The 19,473-nt window shown below is 67.4% G+C and carries 16 protein-coding genes and 1 tRNA gene; 13 read left to right on the top strand and 4 right to left on the bottom strand.

Features of this window, described 5'->3' with window-relative positions; translation table 11 throughout:
• Nucleotides 1–63: 63 nt before the first annotated feature.
• Together LJ725_RS05040 and LJ725_RS05035 are read left to right on the top strand one after the other, a co-directional pair.
• Nucleotides 64–2,370: an adenosylcobalamin-dependent ribonucleoside-diphosphate reductase gene (locus LJ725_RS05040; protein WP_230549514.1), complete on the top strand. Its 2,307-nt coding sequence runs from the start codon at nt 64–66 to the stop codon at nt 2,368–2,370.
• A 7-nt stretch (nt 2,371–2,377) separates the two neighbouring features.
• Complete coding sequence (locus LJ725_RS05035) at nt 2,378–3,358, top strand: 2-dehydropantoate 2-reductase (RefSeq protein ID WP_230549513.1); 981 nt, start codon at nt 2,378–2,380, stop codon at nt 3,356–3,358.
• On the opposite strand, the gene LJ725_RS05030 is transcribed toward LJ725_RS05035, so the two are convergent.
• Nucleotides 3,359–4,360 (bottom strand): Bug family tripartite tricarboxylate transporter substrate binding protein, encoded by a 1,002-nt coding sequence (locus LJ725_RS05030; protein WP_230549512.1) that lies wholly within the window; start codon nt 4,358–4,360, stop codon nt 3,359–3,361. It lies immediately after the preceding gene.
• A gap of 136 nt (nt 4,361–4,496) precedes the next feature.
• Between LJ725_RS05030 and LJ725_RS05025 the strand changes: the two genes are divergently transcribed.
• Nucleotides 4,497–5,870 (top strand): Do family serine endopeptidase, encoded by a 1,374-nt coding sequence (locus LJ725_RS05025; protein ID WP_230549511.1) that lies wholly within the window; start codon nt 4,497–4,499, stop codon nt 5,868–5,870.
• Nucleotides 5,871–5,894: 24 nt separating this feature from the next.
• Nucleotides 5,895–7,184, top strand: coding sequence for a replication-associated recombination protein A (locus LJ725_RS05020; RefSeq protein ID WP_230549510.1), 1,290 nt, complete (start codon nt 5,895–5,897; stop codon nt 7,182–7,184).
• A 39-nt stretch (nt 7,185–7,223) separates the two neighbouring features.
• Here LJ725_RS05020 and LJ725_RS05015 read toward each other — a convergent pair whose 3' ends face one another.
• Nucleotides 7,224–8,711, bottom strand: a complete 1,488-nt coding sequence (locus LJ725_RS05015; protein WP_230549509.1) for a L,D-transpeptidase family protein — start codon at nt 8,709–8,711, stop codon at nt 7,224–7,226.
• A 35-nt stretch (nt 8,712–8,746) separates the two neighbouring features.
• Nucleotides 8,747–9,637 (bottom strand): dienelactone hydrolase family protein, encoded by an 891-nt coding sequence (locus LJ725_RS05010; RefSeq protein WP_230549508.1) that lies wholly within the window; start codon nt 9,635–9,637, stop codon nt 8,747–8,749.
• A 35-nt stretch (nt 9,638–9,672) separates the two neighbouring features.
• On the opposite strand from LJ725_RS05010, the gene LJ725_RS05005 reads away from it, so the two are divergent.
• The 8 genes from LJ725_RS05005 to LJ725_RS04970 all read left to right on the top strand — a co-directional run bounded on the left by LJ725_RS05005 (nt 9,673) and on the right by LJ725_RS04970 (nt 18,597).
• A complete protein-coding gene (locus LJ725_RS05005; RefSeq protein ID WP_230549507.1) occupies nt 9,673–10,680 on the top strand; it encodes an RluA family pseudouridine synthase in 1,008 nt (335 codons plus the stop codon).
• Between the two features lie 37 nt (nt 10,681–10,717).
• A complete protein-coding gene (locus LJ725_RS05000) occupies nt 10,718–12,718 on the top strand; it encodes an AsmA family protein (RefSeq protein ID WP_230549506.1) in 2,001 nt (666 codons plus the stop codon).
• Nucleotides 12,719–12,816: 98 nt separating this feature from the next.
• Nucleotides 12,817–13,533: an ATP12 family chaperone protein gene (locus LJ725_RS04995; RefSeq protein ID WP_230549505.1), complete on the top strand. Its 717-nt coding sequence runs from the start codon at nt 12,817–12,819 to the stop codon at nt 13,531–13,533.
• Nucleotides 13,534–13,541: 8 nt separating this feature from the next.
• Complete coding sequence (locus LJ725_RS04990; protein ID WP_268990386.1) at nt 13,542–14,414, top strand: phosphonopyruvate hydrolase; 873 nt, start codon at nt 13,542–13,544, stop codon at nt 14,412–14,414.
• Nucleotides 14,415–14,462: 48 nt separating this feature from the next.
• On the top strand, nt 14,463–15,995 hold the full coding sequence (locus LJ725_RS04985) for an acyl-CoA carboxylase subunit beta (protein WP_230549503.1): 1,533 nt from the start codon (nt 14,463–14,465) through the stop codon (nt 15,993–15,995).
• A gap of 34 nt (nt 15,996–16,029) precedes the next feature.
• The gene (locus tag LJ725_RS04980; RefSeq protein ID WP_230549502.1) at nt 16,030–16,224 is read left to right on the top strand and encodes a hypothetical protein; all 195 of its coding nucleotides are present in this window, start codon (nt 16,030–16,032) and stop codon (nt 16,222–16,224) included.
• 134 nt (nt 16,225–16,358) lie between these two features.
• Nucleotides 16,359–18,311, top strand: coding sequence for an acetyl-CoA carboxylase biotin carboxylase subunit (locus tag LJ725_RS04975; RefSeq protein ID WP_230549703.1), 1,953 nt, complete (start codon nt 16,359–16,361; stop codon nt 18,309–18,311).
• Between the two features lie 4 nt (nt 18,312–18,315).
• On the top strand, nt 18,316–18,597 hold the full coding sequence (locus LJ725_RS04970) for an acylphosphatase (RefSeq protein ID WP_230549501.1): 282 nt from the start codon (nt 18,316–18,318) through the stop codon (nt 18,595–18,597).
• Here the strand turns inward: LJ725_RS04970 and lipB are convergent.
• Nucleotides 18,575–19,252, bottom strand: coding sequence for a lipoyl(octanoyl) transferase LipB (lipB, locus tag LJ725_RS04965; protein ID WP_230549500.1), 678 nt, complete (start codon nt 19,250–19,252; stop codon nt 18,575–18,577). The genes LJ725_RS04970 and lipB overlap by 23 nt on opposite strands.
• Nucleotides 19,253–19,341: 89 nt before the next feature.
• Between lipB and LJ725_RS04960 the strand changes: the two genes are divergently transcribed.
• Nucleotides 19,342–19,426: transfer RNA gene (locus LJ725_RS04960), tRNA-Leu, on the top strand.
• Nucleotides 19,427–19,473: the final 47 nt, after the last annotated feature.

Here is a 19,473-nt window from a genome sequence, read left to right as displayed (position 1 = left end):
CTCCGGCCTTAGGCCTACTTTTTCCGGATGGAATGGGCTCCGGTCTCCCAGCGCATCTGGGACATGAAATACCGCTTCAAAAATGCCGCAGGTCAGGGCGCCACGGGGACGCCCGACGCCGACCTTGAGGCGACCTGGTGGCGGGTGGCGCGGGCGCTGGCGGCCCCGGAGCGCGATCCCGAGCTTTGGGCCGTGCGCTTCCACGAGGCGCTGTCCGGCTTCAAGTTCCTGCCAGCGGGTCGGGTGATCGCGGGCGCCGGCACCGGCCGCAGCGTCACCCTCTTCAACTGTTTCGTCATGGGCACGATCCCCGACGACATGTCGGGCATCTTCGAGAGCCTGCGCGAGGCGGCCCTCACCATGCAGCAGGGCGGCGGCATCGGGCACGATTTCTCCAGCCTGCGGCCGCAGGGTGCTCCGGTGATGGGGGTAGGCGCCGACGCTTCCGGTCCCCTGTCCTTCATGGATGTCTGGGACGCGATGTGCCGCACCATCATGAGCGCGGGCTCCCGCCGCGGCGCCATGATGGCGACCCTGCGCTGCGACCATCCCGACATCGAAGCCTTCATCGACGCCAAGCGCGATCCCAAGCGCCTGCGCATGTTCAATGTCTCGGTGCTGGTCACCGACGACTTCATGAAGGCGGTCACGGACGACGCGGACTGGCCCCTGGTGTTCGGCGGCAGGACGTTCAGGACGGTGAAGGCCCGGGCGCTGTGGGAGCGCATCATGCGCGCGACCTACGAGGTCGCCGAACCCGGCGTGATCTTCATCGACCGCGTGAACCGGCGGAACAACCTGCGTTACTGCGAGAGCATCCAGGCTACCAACCCCTGTGGCGAACAGCCCTTGCCGCCGTACGGTGCCTGCCTGCTGGGCTCGGTCAATCTCGCCACGCTGGTGAAGGCGCCGTTCACGCCGCAGGCCGAGTTGGATATGGAGGCGCTGGAGCGGCTGGTGCCACTCGCGGTGCGCATGCTCGACAACGTGATCGACGTCTCGCGCTTTCCGCTGCCGCAGCAGGAGAAGGAGGCCAAGGCCAAGCGCCGTATCGGGCTCGGCGTGACCGGTCTCGCCGATGCGCTGATCTTCTGCGGCGTGCGATACGGCTCGCCCGAGGCGGTGCGGCTCACGCGCGAATGGCTGGGGGCCGTGCAACGCCTTTCCTACGTGGCGTCGGCGGACATCGCCGCGGAGAAGGGCAGCTTCCCGCTCTACGATCGCGCAAAGTATCTGGGCGGCGAGACGATCAAGGCGCTGCCCGAAGAGGCGCGCACTGCGATCGGCCGCTACGGGATCCGCAACGCGCTGCTGAACTCGATCGCGCCCACGGGCACGATCTCGCTGCTGGCGGACAATGTCTCGTCGGGCATCGAGCCGGTCTTCGCCTTCAGCTACGTCCGGCACGTGCTGCAGCCCGACGGGAGCAAGCGCGAGGAAAGCGTCGATGATTTCGCCTTCCGCGTCTGGCGTGAGTTAAAGGGCAACGAGGCGCCGCCGACGGATGTCTTCGTCGATGCCCAGACACTGACGCCGGCCGACCATCTCGCCATGCAGGCCGTGGCGCAGGAATACGTCGACAGCTCCATCTCCAAGACCATCAACCTGCCGCGCGACATCTCCTTCGAGGCGTTCAAGGGCGTCTACGAGGAGGCCTACGCGCAGGGCTGCAAGGGCTGCACGACCTACAGGCCCAACGACGTGACGGGTGCGGTGCTCGAAGTGAAGCCGGCCCAGACCGCCCCGGTGGAGGCTCAGCCGCGGACGCTGGTGCCGGCCAGCGACGAAAGCGGCGTCGTCTACATCGCCCAGCCGCTCGACCGGCCGCAGGATCTGCCGGGCCGCACCTACAAGATCAAATGGCCGGGCAGCGACCACGCCATTTACATCACCATCAACGACCTGATGCAGGATGGGCGGCGGCGGCCGTTCGAGATCTTCATCAATTCCAAGAACATGGAGCACTATGCCTGGACGGTGGCGCTGACGCGCATGATCTCGGCGGTGTTCCGGCGCGGCGGGGACGTGTCGTTCGTCGTCGAGGAACTGAAGGCCGTGTTCGACCCGCGTGGCGGGCAGTGGATGGAAGGCCGCTACGTGCCCTCGCTGCTGGCCGCGATCGGCGGCGTGATCGAACGGCACCTGGTCGAGATCGGTTTCCTGGCGCCCTCCGAATCGCCCCGTCTGATCGATCCGGCCGAGGAGCGCATGCGCATGTCGGCCGGAGGCGGGGAGGACAGGCGCGATGCGCCGCCCCGGGCCGGTTCGGTCAAGGCGGCAGGCCAGTGCCCCAACTGCGGCGCGGCGGCGCTCAGCCATCAGGAAGGTTGCGACGTCTGCTTGAACTGCGGCTACTCGCGCTGCGGATAGGATCGCCATGAAGGTCTGCATCGTTGGCGCCGGCGCGGTCGGCGGTCTGATCGGGGCGCGGCTGGCCGCCCATACGGATTCGGACGTGAGTGCGATCGCGCGCGGCGCGACACTCGAGGCACTGAACGCCCACGGCTGGCGGCTGAGACAGGGGGACGAACTCTTTAGCGGCAAGGCCCGAGCGTCGTCGGACGCAGGCGAACTCGGCCCGCAGGATCTCGTGGTCGTCGCGGTGAAAGCCCCCGCGATGGCGACGATCGCCGCGCAGATCGGCCCTCTGCTCAAGCCGGATACCGTCGTGCTGCCGGCCATGAACGGCGTTCCATGGTGGTTTTCGCAAGGTCTCCCGGCCGTTGGCGATCAGCCGCTGCAGAGCGTCGATCCGGGCGGCGCCATCGCGTCGGCTATACCGCTTCGCCATGTGATCGGCTGCGTCGTTCACCTCAGCGCCGCGACCGTCGAACCCGGCATCGTCCAGCATCGCAACGGCATGGGACTGATCGTCGGCGAACCGGACGGCTCGGCCTCGGCGCGCCTCGAGACGCTGCATGCACTGCTGGCGAAGGCAGGCTTCGACGTCACCTCGTCGACCGCGATCCGTCACGACATCTGGTACAAGCTCTGGGGCAACATGACGATGAACCCGGTGTCGGCGATCACCGGCGCCACCGGGGATCGCATGCTCGACGATCCGCTGGTGCGCGGGTTCTGTTCGGCCGTGATGCGGGAGGCCTCCGCGATCGGCGCCCGGATCGGCTGCGTCATCGACCAGGATCCGGAAGCGCGCCACGCGATTACGCGGGAACTCGGCGCCTTCAAGACATCGATGCTCGTCGACGTCGAGCGCGGCAAGCCGATCGAACTCGACGCCATCGTGACGGCCGTCCACGAACTCGGCGGCCGAACCGGCATTGCGACGCCGAACATCGACGCCCTGCTCGGGCTCACGCGTCTTTTTGCGCGAACCCGAGGCCTGCTTCCCGGCTGATCAGCCCAGTTCGAGCTCGATGCCGGCGGACTTGCTGACGCCGGCCCACAAGGTGGCGAACTCGCCGACGAAAGCCGTGTACTCCGCCGGTGTCATCGGCTTGTCGCCCGGGAGCAGGACCACTTCCTTGAAGCGCTCCACCACCTCGGGGGCCTTGTAGGCCTTCTGCAACTCGTCATAGAGCCGCGCCACGACGTCCGGCGACATGCCCTTGGGGCCCGAGACGCCCACCCAGGTCGAGGTGGTGAGCTTGGGGAATCCCTGTTCGGCGAAGGTCGGCGCGTTCGGATACATGTCGAGGCGCTTGTCCGAGCTGACGGCCAGCAGGCGGACCTTGCCCGAGTTAATGTGCGGCACGTTGGTCGTGATCGGGTCGAACATCGAGGGGATGGCGCCGGCCAGCATGTCCTGCAGGGACGGGGCGGAGCCGCGATAGGGCACGTGCTTCAGCTTGATCCCCGCCAGGCTGCCCAGCAGCTCGCCCATCAGGTGGGTGTTGGAGCCGATGCCCGAGCTGCCGAAGGCGATCTGGTCGGGCTTGGCCTTGGCCGCGGCGATGTAGTCGGCCAGCGTCTTGTAGGGCGAATCGCCCGGCACGATCAGGACGTTGGGCGTGTGACCGATCAGGGTAACGTGGGTGAAGTCGGTGATCACGTTGTAGGGCAGCTTGGGATAGATGCCGGGCGCGATGCCCAGCGGCGAGGCATGGGAGATGACCAGCGTGTAGCCGTCCGGCGCGGCCTTGGCTGCGAGGTCGGAGCCGATCGTGCCGCCGGCGCCGGGCCGGTTCTCGACCACCACCTGGGTGCCGAGCCCGGCCGAGAGCTTGGGGGCCAGGATGCGCGAGATCGTGTCGGCGGTGCCGCCGGGCGGGAAGGTGGCGATCAGCTTGATGGGCTGCTTGGTGGGCCAGCCGGGGCTCGCCTTGACGGCGGGCGCGGCGAGCGACGAGCCAAGGGCGGCGGCCGATCCGGCCAGGATGGTACGACGGGTCAGTTTCATGAAGCGCTCCGGTTTCCCCTCGCGCCAATGGCTGGCGCATTGTCCGGAACCCAAGCAATCGATATGCCAGCGCCAATCAGCCCTTGATTTGCCATAAGGGAGGTCGCAAATCCGGGCCGGGCAAGGAGATGTGCGGATGATTCGGCGGGCAATTCTGGCGACGGTACTCATGGGATGCGGTGCGGCGGTCGCCCTGCCACCGGCCGCCCAGGCTCAGGGGCTGCCCAACTCGCGCACGGAACTCGCCTATTCCTATGCCCCGCTGGTCAAGAAGGTCTCGCCGGCCGTGGTCAACATCTACACCACCACGACCGCCCGCGTTCAGCGCCGCCTGCCGTTTCCCTTTCCCGGCATGCCCCAGCAGGGCGGCGAGCGGGTGCAGAATTCGCTCGGCTCCGGGGTGCTGGTGCGGCCCGACGGGCTGATCGTGACCAATGCACACGTCGTCAAGGGCGCCGACGAGATCCGGGTGGTGCTGGCCGACCGTCGCGAGTTCGAGGCCAAGCTCATCACCCAGGACGAACGCTATGACCTGGCGCTGCTGCGCATCGAGGGCACGGACGAGAAGTTCCCGTTCCTCGAGCTGCGCGATTCGGATTCGATCGAGGTGGGCGACGTCGTGCTGGCCATCGGCAATCCGTTCGGCCTGAACCAGACCGTGACCAGCGGCATCGTCTCGGCCGTGGCGCGCAGTGCCGGCGGGATCAACGATTCAAACTTCTTCCTGCAGACCGATGCGGCCATCAATCCGGGCAATTCCGGCGGCGCGCTGGTGGCGCTGGACGGGCGGCTGATCGGCATCAACACGGCGATCTACTCCCAGACCGGCGGATCGGTCGGCATCGGCTTCGCAACGCCGTCCAACATCGTCGAGCGGATGGTCGCGACGGGCACCCAGGGTGGCCGCATCATCCGGCCCTGGCTCGGGGTCAGCATGCAGCGCGTGACCCCCGACCTTGCAGCAGGATTCGGCCTGTCGCGGCCGGCGGGTCTCGTGGTCAAGGAAGTCTTCGCCAATGGGCCGGGCGCCAGTGCGGGCCTGAGGCGAAACGACGTCATCATCGGCATTCGCGAGCAGGCGATCGACGACGAAGCGGCCCTGCGGTTCCGTTTGTCGACCCTCAACGTCGACACCACCGTGCCCGTGAAGATCATGCGCGGCGGCAAGGAGCAGGTCGTGCAGCTGAAGCTCGCGGCTCCGCCCGAGGATCCGCCGCGCGACCTCTCGCAGCTCGATGGCCGCCAGCCGCTGTCGGGGGCGTCGGTCGTCAACATGTCGCCGGCGGTCGCCGAGGAGATGGGGCTGGCCGAATGGCGGCCGGGCATCGTCATCGTCGACGTGAAACCAGGCGCCTATGCCGGCCGGTTCGTGCGACCCGGCGACATGATCCTCGCGGTCAACGGCCAGGACGTGAAGACGGTCGCCGATCTGAAGAAGCGCGTGGCGAGCGGCATCAACAGCATCAGCGTCGGCCGGGACGGCGTGATCTTCCCCGTCCAGTTCCGCTGAGCCCGTAGGGAAATCCGGGTCGTCGTGCCGGCCGAACTCTTCGCGTCGCTCGCCCCGACCCCGCTGGCCGAACGCCTGCGCCCCAAGAGCCTGGGGGAAATCCTGGGGCAGGACCACCTGCTGGGGCCCGAGGGGCCGCTGGGTCGCATGCTGGAGGCCCGCAAGCTCGGCTCGTTGATTCTCTGGGGGCCGCCGGGCTGCGGCAAGACCACGATCGCCCGGCTGCTGGCCGAGTCCGTGGACCTGCACTTCGAGCCGCTGTCCGCGGTCTTTTCCGGCGTCGCCGACCTGCGTCGTGTCTTCGAGGCCGCGCGCCAGCGCCGCAAGGACGGCAAGGGTACGCTGCTGTTCGTCGACGAGATCCACCGCTTCAACCGCGCCCAGCAGGACGGCTTCCTCCCTTATGTCGAAGACGGCACGGTGACACTGATCGGCGCCACCACGGAGAATCCGTCCTTCGAGCTGAACGCCGCGCTGCTGTCGCGATGCCAGGTGCTCGTCCTGCGCCGTCTCGACGACGCGGCCCTGTCGACGCTGCTGGCGCGGGTCGAGGAGGCGATCGGCCGCAAGCTGCCGGTGGACGAGGAGGGGCGGCAGGCCCTGTTCGCGATGGCCGACGGCGACGGACGCTACATGATCGGACTCGCCGAGCAACTCGCACAATTGAAGGACAAGGGGCCGGTGCCGCCGGCGCGGTTGGCGACGCTGCTTCAGAAGCGCGCGCCGCTCTACGACAAGGGCCAGGAAGCGCACTACAACCTGATCAGCGCGCTGCACAAGTCGCTGCGCGGCTCCGATGTCGATGCCGCGCTCTACTGGTTCGCGCGCATGCTCGATGGCGGCGAGGATCCCAAATACATCGCCCGTCGCCTCGTGCGTTTCGCCGTCGAGGATATCGGCATGGCGGATCCGCAGGCGCTCACCCAGACCCTGGCCGCGTGGGAGACCTACGACCGACTGGGTTCACCCGAGGGGGAACTCGCGATCGCCCAGGCGGTGATCTATCTCGGCACCGCGCCGAAATCGAACGCGGGCTACGTTGCCTTCGGGGCGGCCAAGCGCGCCGCCAAGACGCACGGCTCCCTGACGCCGCCCATGCACATCCTGAATGCGCCGACCAAGCTTATGAAGGAAATCGGCTACGGAAAGGGCTATGAGTACGATCACAATGCTGCCGATGGCTTCTCGGGACAGAACTATTTCCCCGACGGCATGGATCGCGAGGAATTCTACCAACCGGTCGAACGCGGCTTCGAGCGCGAGATCGTGAAGCGCCTCGAATACTGGAAGAAGCTCAGGGACAGGAAGCGATAGAAGGCCGGGCAAAGCTCGGCCTCCGACCGTCTCGCTATTTCAGGACCTGCCCATTGCCCGCACGACGCGCTTGTCGCGACCATAGACGTCGTCGCGGAAGGTCGGCACGCCCTCCGGACTGGCGCTGACCGTCCGGTAGGTCACGTAGAGCGTGATCGGTTCGGGGAAGGTGTAGTGGGCCTGCTGGCCGGCAGCGATCACCTGCTGCACGCGCTCCTTGCTGAAGCCGTTCTTGCCGTTGAAGACCCTGTCGACGAAGTCCAGCGGGTTCTGCAGGCGGATGCAGCCATGGCTGAAGTTGCGGCTGCCTTCGGTGAACAGCCAGCGGCTCGCCGTGTCGTGCATGTAGATCCCGTACTTGTTGTTGAACGGGAAGAAGATGTAGCCCAGCGCGTTCGACGCGCCCGAGTCCTGCCGGATGCGATAGGGGAAGGCCTTGGGATGGATGGAGCTCCAGTCGATCGTGTTGGGATCGATCTCGTCGTCGGTGTTCCAGCTTGCGAAGATCTTGAAGCCGCTGCCCGCCAGGGCATTCGGATCGCGGCGCAGGATCGGGAGGTACTCCTCGCCGGCGATCGACGGCGGCACCGTCCAGTAGGGGTTGGTCTGGAAGCCGCGCATGGTGGACTGGATTTCGGGCGTCGGGTCCTTGGGCGTGCCGACGATGACTTGGCTCTGGAAGGCGACCTTGCCCTCGTTTACGAACATCATCGAGTAGTCGCCGGTGTTCACGAACACGAAGCGGCTGCCGAGATCCTCGGGAAGCCAGCGGCGACGCTCGAGATTGGCGACGATCTGCTCGATGCGTTCGTCGATCGTGGTGTTGAGCGAGCGCACGGTCTTGGCACCGATGACGCCGTCGACCGTCAGGCCCTTCATTTCCTGGTAGGCCTTGACGATGGCGACCAGCGGCTCGTCGTACAGATCGGCCACGGCGCCGGCCGGGGGCACCGTGAAGTCGAGTTCGGCAAGCCGCTTGCGCAAGGTCGGGACACGCCCGTCCACCATGCCGGGCTTGAGCGCCGGACCGTCGACCATTGGCGTGTAGGTGACCTTGCCGCGCTTCTCGCGCCACTTGGCGAGCGCCTTCTGCAGGGCGGGGTAGTCTCCCTTGGGCGGCAGCGACGCGAGGTATGCGGCAAAATCCGGCGCGTCGGCGGCAGCCTGCAGGAGGGCGGCCTTGTCGGCCGTGCGCTGGATGATGTCGATTTCCTTGTCGACCCGGTTGGCCCGGACGCGGCCGGTCGAGACGTCGCTGGCATAGGCCACGAAGGCCGCTGACAGCAGGGCTTCGGCGGCGGCCGGGTCGGCGCCGGGCACCAGCGCCTTCTCCAGGTCGGCGATGCCGTACCACTTGGGATCGAGACCATGGTCGCCGGCGGCGCGCAACGCCGTCAGCAGCGCCTCGGCGCGAGCGGCGGCAGGGCCCGACCCGGTCCACAGGACACCCGAGGCATAGGAGGAAGAAGCTCCCGAAAACGAGAGCGCGAACGCCAGGAAAGCGGCGAAAAAATTGAAGCGGATCACACCGGGGGTATACCCGGAATCGCCCGATTCGTCCATCAGCCGACGAAGCCGTGCGCGGCCAGGAAGGTCAACAAATCGGCACTGGCGCGGGCTTTCAGCTCGACCGTGCCGCCGCCGGCCCGGGCGCCCCGGGTGACGCAGTGGACGCGCGCCCAGGCCTGGAACTCGGGTTCGTCGAGCGCCCGGCCGAGGCTCGGCACGAAATGGCGACCGTCATCCTCGATCAGGTTGCGGCAGCACGCCCAGTTCTCGGCGTCCCTGATGTCGAACACCGGTCCCACGGACTCCCAGCCGTGATGGGCGCTGCCGTAGATCTTGACCTTGATCCGGCGATTGCCGGCGGCGCGCATGCGCTCGGCATACTCGATGGCGAGTTCGGCCGGCGTGTAGTCGTCCTTGGCGGCCAGCATGAAGTACATCGGCCGTCCGTGCGTCGTGGCATCGCGGTGCTGCGCCGTCGCACCGGGGCAGAGGGCGACATGCAGGTCGAACAGATGCGGGAAATCACCGCGCCAGCGCTGGCGCACGGCAATGGCGGCGTTGAGGGTGGCCACGCCTCCCTTGGAGACACCCATGATGCCGATCCTTGCCGCATCGATCCGGGCATCGCTGCGAAGCAGGGCAAGGGCTGCGAAGGCGTCGCCTTCCATCTGGGCGGCCGAAACCAGGCTCTGGTCCGCCACGGTCCGCCGCACGCCGCGGCCCCTGAAACTGTCGACGATCAGGGCGGCCACCCCTGCCCCGTTGAGCAGATCGGCGTAGTAGTGCTCGCGATGGCGCTGGACACCGGCGCTGCTGGTGAGGATGACCATGCAGGCGGCCGGCCCCGGTCGCTGCTGCGGCATATGCAGGGTCGCGGAAATCCGCGCCGGCCGTGAGGCCGTCGGATGGTCGAACGTCAACGTCTCGAAAGACACCGATTCCATGGACCCTGTGTAGCTTGTCCCTTAGGTTGTGCGCCATGAGCCAGAGCCCCGCCACCGGTGGTACCCGCCAGGTCCAGAGCCGTACCGTCACGGAGGACGAGGCCGAGATGCGCCTCGACCGCTGGTTCCAGCGCCACTTCCCCGAGTTGAGCCATGGGGCGCTGCAAAAGCTGCTGCGCACCGGCCAGGTGCGGATCGACGGCAAGCGGGCCGAGGGCAAGGACCGGGTCGAGCCCGGCCAGTCGATCCGCCTGCCGCCAGGCGTTTCCAATTCGCCGGCCCCCAGGCCACAGGCCGCGTCCCGGCCGGCGGGCCCCACGATCTCGGATCGGGATGCCGCCGAGATCCAGAAGATGGTCATTCACCGCGACGACCATGTGATCGTGCTCAACAAGCCGCCGGGGCTCGCGGTGCAGGGCGGCAGCGGCACCGAGAAGCACATCGACGGGATGCTGGACGGGCTGCGCTTCGGCTTCGAGCAGAGGCCGAAGCTGGTCCACCGGCTCGACAAGGACACCAGCGGGCTGCTGCTGATCGCGCGGACCGGCCAGGCGGCCAAGCACCTGACGGCCTCGTTCCGTGATCGCGAGACCGAGAAGCTCTACTGGGCGATCGTGGTCGGCGTGCCCCCGAAGAAGGAGGGGGCGATCAACCTCCCCCTCGCCAAGCGGCCAGGCGCCTTCGACCGCGAGCTGATGCAGGTCGACGAGGAGAACGGCCAGAAGGCGCTGACCCATTTCCGGGTGGTCGACAGCGCCGGCCGGCGCGCCGCGCTGCTCGCCCTGTGGCCGCGCACCGGACGGACCCATCAGCTGCGCGTCCATTGCACGGCCATCGGGTGCCCGATCCTCGGCGATCGCAAGTACGGCGGCGAGGAAGCGTCGCTGTCGACCATCGCCGACTCGCGCAAGCTGCATCTCCATGCCCGCCGCCTGACGCTGCCGCATCCCTCGGGCAGGGGCGAACTCAAGGCGCAGGCCGAGCTGCCACCTCACTTCCGCCGCACCGTCGAGGCATTTGGCTTTTCGACGGACGGTGTTTGAGAGAGAATCGAACAGGATGCGGATTCCCTGGAGGCGCGTGGCGGTGATCACGGCGGTGGCGGTGCCCATCGCTGCCGTCGTCGGCGTCGTCTGGGCCGCCACCCGCGACCTGTCTCGCTATCAGGCCCGACTGACCGAGCAGGTCCGAAAGGTCACCGGCCGCGAACTGGCTGCCCGCGTCCCGCTCACCGTCAGGCTCGGCAGCGAGCCGGCGATGGTTGCCGAAGGCGTCACCCTCTCGAACGCATCCTGGGGCTCGCGGCCCGATCTCGCGCGCGTGCGCCGCCTGACGCTTTTCCTCGATCCGTTCTCGCTGTTCCTGGGCGAGGTCAAGATCGGCAAGATCCTGCTCGAAGGCGCCGACATCCTCGTTGAGCGCAACGAGGTGGGCGATGCCAATCTGGAAATGCTGCCGCCGCCCGATGGCTCCGGTCCCCATCCCGGCGACAACCGATCGCTGCGGCTGCGCACGACGGCCGCCTTCCCGTGGATCAGCACGGTGGAGATCCGCGATTCCGTCCTGACCGTCTCCGAGGGCGGGGGCCGCCCGCCGGTCGTGATCGAGATTCCCAAGGCCACGCTGAAGGCCCCGGCGCCGAACCAGACCCTGCAGGTCGACGGGCGGTTCGGGGTGGCGCAGGGCGTGCCGATGGAACTCACCGGCTCGGCGGGTTCATTCAATGGCTGGATGGCCGGGCTGCCGGGCAACATCGACCTGCAGGGCGGTTTCGGCGGCGGCCGGATTTCGCTGAAGGGCAGCATCAACGCCAAGGGCACGTCGCTGCAAATCAATTCGGAAGGACCCGACGTTTCGGTATTCGGGCCCTATGTCCGCCTGCCCGTGCCGTCGGGCGGCCCCTATGTGATGAACACCAAGGCCTCGACCCAGCGCAACGGTTTCAAGGTCGAGGTCCAGACGCTGAAGGTCGGCAACAGCGAGGCCGCGGGCGAGGCGCTGTTTCGCATCGACCGCAAGGGCACGCCGACGATCGTCGTGAATGCCGACATCAGCCGGCTAGACGCTTCCGAACTGAAGGCGGCGCCCGCGGTGGCCGCGCCTCCCTCGCAGGCGCCCGTCCAGCCGCCGCGCCTCATTCCCACGATGCCCTTTGTGGCGAACTGGCTCGGCCGTTCGGCCCTGTCCGTCACGGTGCGACTGGGCGAAGTCGTGGGACTGGGCTCGAAGATGCAGAATGCGTCGGTGACCCTTGTTTCGGGCGAGACGCGCTTCACCTTTCGCGCAGCGGCGACCATTGGCGGCGGCTCCGCCGGTGTCGATCTCGTCTACGACCCGGCCGGCCGCCTCGGCCAGACGACGTTGACCGCGACGGCCAACCGCGTGTCGATCGGCGAACTCTCGACCCTGCTCGGGCTCGATCTCGGCCTGCGCGACGGCATGGCCGACGTCGACCTTCGCCTGCGCGGCAGCGGCCGTACGACCCGCGATGCGCTGAACTCGGCCAGCGGCTCGATCGACGTCGCGATGGGCAAGGGATTCTGGCCGCACAGCCAACTCGCGAACTGGCCGCCGGAGACGCAAAGGCTCGCGGGGGGCACTGATGCAGGCGTGCCTTTCAACTGCATGGCCGGACGCTTCGAGGTCAGCAGCGGCGTCGCCAACCTGCGGCGCCTCGTCGTAGATACGCCGCGCGGCGTGCTGATCGGGGGCGGCTACTTCCATCTCCGCACGGAGGGGTGGGAGTTCATCGTCGCGCCCGAGGCGCGCGACGGACAGAACGCCGCGCTCGCGACGCCGATGCGCATCAAGGGCGGCGCGGGCAAGCAGACGGCGAGCGCTCTCGATCCCAATCTCTCCAAACTGCTGGTCGGCGGCGGCACCATACCCAGCCTGGTCGCGCAGGTGGCGCAGGCCGGCCGGCCGGCCGGTGCCAATGCCTGCGCCGTCCTGGCCCCCCGTATCGAGGCCCTTCGCCCCGGCCTGCGGGCACAGTTGCCCGTTCCGACGTCCGATGTCCGGCAACGGGCGTCGCGGCCCGCGGCGCAGACCCCCGGTCCACAGCGCAGCCAACAGCGTTAAGCCCGCCCTTGTCGTCAGGCCGTCCCGGCGTGTAATCCCGACGCCACGATGCGACAGCCGGATGAAGGGTTTCGCATCGTGAGTGGTCCGGGAGCTGTATGAAGCGGTTCTACAAAGAAGCGGGTGTCGCGGCAGGCGAGGGTGGTTTCTGCGTCCTGCTGGACGGCAAGCCGATGCGTACGCCCGCGAAGGCGACCCTGGTGGTGCCGACGCAGGCGCTCGCGGACGCCATTGCCGCCGAATGGGCTTCGGTGCCCGAGAAAGCCGAGATCAATGCCGCGCATCTGCCGCTCACGCGCCTCGCGGCCACCGGCATCGACCGTGTCGTCTCGCGGCGGAACGAGGTCATTGCCGACACCGCGAAGTATGCCGGCTCCGACCTGCTTTGCTATCGCGCGACCGCCCCCGAGAGCCTCGTGAAGCTGCAGCGGGATCGCTGGCAGCCGTTGCTGGACTGGGCCGCCGAGCGTCATGGCGCGCGGCTGGTGACCGCCGAGGGGATCGGTTTCGTGGAACAGCCGGAGGACGCGAAAGCCCGGCTGCGCGAAGCGGTGGCCGCACACGGCGATCTGGCGCTGTCGGCGCTCTACAACCTCACCCACACGGCCGGTTCGGTGGTGATCGCGCTGGCCGTCTCGGACGGCCGTCTCGATGCGGCGGAAGCCTTCCAGGCCGCGCAGACCGACGAGCTTTACCAGATCGATCGCTGGGGCGACGATCCGACGGCGGAAAAGCAGCGCGAGGGCGTTCGCCAGGACATCGCGGCGGGTGCGCGCTTTCTTTCATTGCTGGAAAACGCGCGGATGCGCGGCTGAGAGGGATCATGGGAGCGGGCACCAGGCTGCGGAAGGCCATGGCGGAAAAAGGCGTCGTCGAGGCGATGGCGGCGCACAGCCCCCTGTCGGCGATGCTCGCGGCGGAAGCGGGTTTCGACGCGATCTGGGCCTCGGGCTTCGAACTGTCTGCGATGTATGGCGTGCCGGACGTCAGCGTGGTGTCGATGACCCAGCATCTCGACATGACGCGGGCCATGGTGGACCGCGCGGGGCTGCCCGTCGTGGCCGACATCGATACCGGGTTCGGAAACGCCATCAACGTGCTCTACGCCGTGGAGCAGTACGAGAGGGCCGGCGTCGGCGCGATCGTGATGGAAGACAAGAGCTTCCCCAAGGTGACCAGCCTGATCGCCGGCGGGCGCCAGGACATGGTCCGCATCGAGGAGTTCCAGGGCAAGATCGAGGCGGCGCGTTCGGCGCGGCGCGATCCCGATCTCGTCGTCGTGGCGCGCACCGAGGCGCTGATCGCCGGCCTCGGCCAGGACGAAGCGCTGAAGCGGGCGCGGGCCTACGAGGCTGCCGGCGCCGACCTCATCCTTGTTCATTCCAAGCAGAAGACGCCGGACGAGATCGAGGCCTTCATCAAGGCTTGGGACGGGAAAGTGCCGATCGCCCTCGTGCCGACCGCCTATCCGCAGATGACGGTGGCACGCGTGCGCGAGCTGAAGAAGGTCGGGCTCCTGATCTGGGGCAACCATGCGATCCGCGCCGCGGTGGGCGCGATGCGCAGGACCTTTGCCCAGATCCGTGCGGATGGCGGAATCCACGGAGTCGAGGCCAGCATCGCCACCGTCGACGAGGTCTTCGATTTGCAGGGTATGGGAACGGTGAAGGACAACGAGAAGCGATTCCTCCGCTAGACGTGATGGCGTTATTGGCCGAAAACTGACCGAGGGCCGGAGATTCAGATGCAGAAAATGTTGGAAGAACTCGAGCGCAGGCGTGCAGCGGCGCGTCTGGGCGGGGGCGAGCGCCGCATCGAGGCGCAGCACGCCAAGGGCAAGCTGACCGCGCGCGAGCGCATCGACGCGCTCCTCGATCCGGGTTCGTTCGAGGAATACGACATGTTCGTCGAGCATCGCTCGATCGATTTCGGAATGGAGAACCAGAAGATCCCGGGCGACGGCGTGGTCACCGGCCATGGGACGATCAACGGTCGCCTGGTCTTTGTCTTCAGCCAGGATTTCACGGTCTTCGGCGGCGCCCTGTCGGGCATGCACGCCACCAAGATCTGCAAGATCATGGACATGGCCATGAAGGTCGGCGCGCCGGTGCTCGGCCTGAACGATTCGGGCGGCGCGCGCATCCAGGAAGGTGTCGATTCGCTCGCGGGCTATGCCGACGTGTTCCAGCGCAACGTGCTGGCCTCCGGCGTGATCCCGCAGATCTCGATGGTCATGGGCCCCTGCGCCGGCGGCGCGGTCTATTCGCCGGCCATGACCGATTTCATCTTCATGGTGAAGGACAGCTCCTACATGTTCGTCACCGGCCCCGACGTGGTGAAGACCGTCACGCACGAGACGGTCACCCAGGAGGAGCTGGGCGGCGCGCTGACCCACACCCAGAAGTCGGGCGTGGCCGATCTCGCCTTCGAGAACGATATCGAGGCGCTGCTGCAGCTGCGCCGCTTTGTCGACTTCCTGCCCTCAAACAACCGCGAGAAGGCGCCGGTCCGCACGACGCTGGATTCGATCGACCGCGACGACTTCTCGCTCGACACGCTGGTGCCGGAAAACCCGAACAAGCCCTACGACATCAAGGAGCTGATCCTGAAGGTCGTGGACGAGGGCGATTTCTTCGAGCTGTCGCCGGAATGGGCCGCCAACATGGTCGTGGGCTTCGGCCGCATGGCCGGCCGCTCGGTGGGCTTCGTGGCCAACCAGCCGATGGTGCTGGCGGGCTGCCTCGACATCGACAGCTCGCGCAAGGCGGCGCGCTTCGTGCGCTTCTGCGACGCCTTCAACATCCCGATCGTGACCTTCGTCGACGTGCCGGGCTTCCTGCCGGGCACGACGCAGGAGTTCGGCGGCATCATCAAGCACGGCGCCAAGCTGCTCTACGCCTATGCCGAGGCCACCGTGCCGAAGGTGACGGTGATCACCCGCAAGGCCTATGGCGGCGCCTACGACGTGATGGCGTCCAAGCATCTGCGCGGCGACGTGAACTATGCCTGGCCGGGGGCGGAGATCGCGGTGATGGGCGCCAAGGGCGCGGTCGAGATCATCTTCCGCTCCGATGTCGGCGACGCGAAGAAGATCGCGGCGCGCACCGAGGAGTACCGCGAGAAGTTCGCCAACCCCTTCGTGGCGGCCAATCGCGGCTTCATCGACGACGTGATCATGCCGCACGGCACGCGCCGCCGGATCTGCCGCGCTCTGGCCACGCTCGAGACCAAGAAGCTCGAGAATCCGTGGCGCAAGCACGGCAACGTCCCCCTGTGACGGGAACGACGTGCATCTATCTCCCGAGGAGCGCATGAGGCGCGGCCGGATCGTGCGAAAGCACCTGATGGTCGGGCTTCTCGCGCTGCTCGTGATCATCCCGCTGAATTTCATCGTCAGCCGCCAGTATCCCTGGTGGCTCTGGGTCCTCATCGTCTGGTTGCCCCTGATTGCCGCCCACTCGCTGTGGGCCAAGGGCTTCTTCGATCGCAGAAAAGAAGGAATGTGAGCATGGCCGCCAAGAAGAAGGTCGCCAAGAACGCCAAGGGTGCTCTCAAGGGCGCCAAGGGCACCGCGGCGGCGAAAGCGCCGGTGACGGCGCCCAAGAAGGCGCCGGCGCGCAAGTCCGCGGGCGACGGCCCGCTGTTCGACAAGATCCTGATCGCCAATCGCGGTGAGATCGCCTGCCGCGTCATCCGGACCTGCAAGCGGCTCGGCATCAAAACCGTGGCGGTCTATTCGGAAGTTGACGCCGATGCGCTGCATGTGCGCGAGGCCGATGAGGCGGTGCTGATCGGGCCGCCGCCGTCCGCGCAGTCCTACCTGCTGATCGACAAGATCGTCGAGGCCTGCAAGCAGACCGGCGCGCAGGCGGTCCACCCGGGCTACGGCTTCCTGTCGGAGAAGGAAGCCTTCCAGAAGGCCCTCGCCGAAGCCGGCATCAAGTTCATCGGCCCGGATGCGCGCGCCATCTACGCGATGGGTGACAAGATCGAGTCGAAGAAGCTCGCGCAGAAGGCCGGCGTCAGCACCGTACCGGGCTATCTGGCGGCGATCCCCAATGCCGACGAGGCCGTCAAGATCGCCCAGAAGATCGGCTATCCCGTCATGATCAAAGCCTCGGCCGGCGGCGGCGGCAAGGGCATGCGCATCGCCTGGAACGACGCCGAGGCGCATGAAGGCTTCGGCTCGGCGACCAACGAGGCCAAGGCCTCGTTCGCCGACGATCGCGTGTTCATCGAGAAGTATGTCGAGGAACCGCGCCACATCGAGATCCAACTCATCGCCGACGGCCACGGCAACTGCGTCTATCTCTGGGAACGCGAGTGCTCGATCCAGCGCCGCCACCAGAAGGTGATCGAGGAGGCGCCGAGCCCGTTCCTCGATGCCAAGACGCGCAAGGCGATGGGCGAGCAGGCCGTCGCGCTGGCCAAGGCCGTCAAGTACAAGAGCGCCGGCACCGTCGAGTTCATCGTCGACAAGCACCGCAAGTTCTACTTCCTCGAGATGAACACCCGCCTGCAGGTCGAGCATCCGGTGACCGAGCTGATCACCGGCCTGGACCTCGTTGAGCTGATGATCCGCGTGGCGGCGGGCGAGAAGCTGCCGTTCCAGCAGAAGGACGTGAAGCTCGAAGGCTGGGCCGTCGAGGCTCGCCTCTATGCTGAGGACCCGTTCCGCAACTTCCTGCCCTCCACGGGCCGTCTCGTGAAGTATCGCGAGCCGCAGCCCGGCCCGGACGTGCGCGTCGATACCGGCGTGTTCGAGGGTGGCGAGATTTCGATGTTCTACGATCCGATGATCGCCAAGCTGTGCAGCTACGGCCCGACGCGCAACGCCGCGATCGATCGCATGCGCCGCGCGCTGGACGAGTTCTATGTGCGCGGCGTGTCGCACAATGTGCCGTTCCTGGCGGCGCTGATGGCGCATCCGCGCTTCGTCGCCGGCAACCTCACGACCAACTTCATCGCCGAGGAGTTCAAGGGCGGGTTCACGGCGGAGCATCTGCCGCCGGGCGATCCGGCCATGCTCGCCGCCATCGCCGCCGTCGTCGATCGAATCCACGCCCATCGCGCGGGCGCGCCGCAGTCCGAGCGCGTGGTCATGCTGAACCGGAAGCCGTTTCCCGTGTCGGTGAGCGGCGGCGGCCTGGAATACGTCGTCGAGACCGAGGGGCGGCACATCGTGATCGAGACCGGCTGGCTGCCGGGCGAGCCGCTGGTGCACGCGAAGGTCGACCAGCACGACATCGTCGTGCAGGTCGATGCGCTCGGCTCGGGCTGGCGCCTGGTCCACGAAGGAGGGCAGGCGGACGTGCTGGTTCTGACGCCGCGCCAGGCCGAACTCTATGCGCTAATGCCGGTGAAGGCTGCGCCCGACACCTCGAAGTTCCTGCTGTCCCCGATGCCGGGCCTGCTCGCCTCGGTCGCGGTGAGCGAGGGGCAGGAGGTCAAGGCGGGCGAAGCGTTGGCGGTGGTCGAGGCCATGAAGATGGAGAACGTGCTGCGCGCCACGCGCGACGGTACGGTCAAGACGCTTCACGCCAAGGCCGGCGACAGCCTGAGGGTCGATCAGAAGATCATCGAGTTCGCCTGAGCGCATGGCGCTCCAGGCTCGCCTCGTCATCACAGGCCGCGTCCAGGGCGTGGGCTATCGCGATTGGGCGATGGCCAACGCGCGGCGGCTCGGTCTCAAGGGTTGGGTGAGAAACCGCGTGGACGGATCGGTCGAGGCGCTGGTCGTCGGCGACGAAGACGCCGTCGGCAAGATGATCGAAGCCTGCCGGCACGGACCGCCACTCGCCAAGGTGGACGCCGTCGACGTCGAGTCGGTCGATCTCGACGTACTGCCGTCGGACTTCAGGCGGCTGCCGACGGCCTGACCGCGCCGAACACTTCGTCGAATGTCTCGGCCAGCGCCGCGTCGAGATCGGCCAGCGTCACCGGCAGCCCCAGATCGACCAGCGACGTGACGCCATGGTCGGCGATGCCGCAGGGAACGATTCCCGCATAGTGCGAAAGGTCGGGCTCGACGTTGATCGAGATTCCATGGAAGGCCACCCAGTGGCGGATGCGCACGCCGATGGCGGCGATCTTGTCCTCGCGCGGCGTGCCGTCGGGCAGGGGAGGCTTGTCCGGCCGGACGACCCAGACGCCGACGCGACCCTCCCGCCGCTCGGCCTTCACGTTGAAGCGGCCCAGCGTCCGGATGGTCCATTCCTCGAGGTCCGACACGTAGCGGCGCACGTCTTGGCGGCGGGCGCGGAGGTCCAGCATCGCATAGGCCACGCGCTGGCCGGGCCCGTGATAGGTGTACTGGCCGCCGCGCCCCGCGACATGGACCGGAAAACGTGCGGGTTCGAGCAGGTCCTGGGGGCGCGCGCTGGTCCCGGCGGTGTAGAGCGGGGGATGCTCGAGCAGCCAGATCATCTCGCCCGCACGGCCGGCGCGGATGTCGGCTACACGGGTTTCCATGGCCGCAAGAGCTTCTTCGTACGGGACGGCGCTGTCGGCGATGCGCCATTCGGGCCTGTTCATGGGCGCAAAATCGGCACTTCCGGGTCTTCGTGCAAGCCCGCCTTGCCACTGGGGAGGCGATTTGGTATCCCCCGCGCCATCGAACCGGCGCGGCCATGGCGGAATTGGTAGACGCGCTAGCTTGAGGTGCTAGTGCCGCGAGGCGTGGAAGTTCGAGTCTTCTTGGCCGCACCATCGCCGGTTCGAATGAAAAGGTAGACGAGAGGTCGCCGCCTGTTGGT

Source organism: Reyranella aquatilis, assembly GCF_020880995.1.
Taxonomy (GTDB): domain Bacteria; phylum Pseudomonadota; class Alphaproteobacteria; order Reyranellales; family Reyranellaceae; genus Reyranella; species Reyranella aquatilis.
This window is presented reverse-complemented; position numbering and strand designations above follow the sequence as displayed.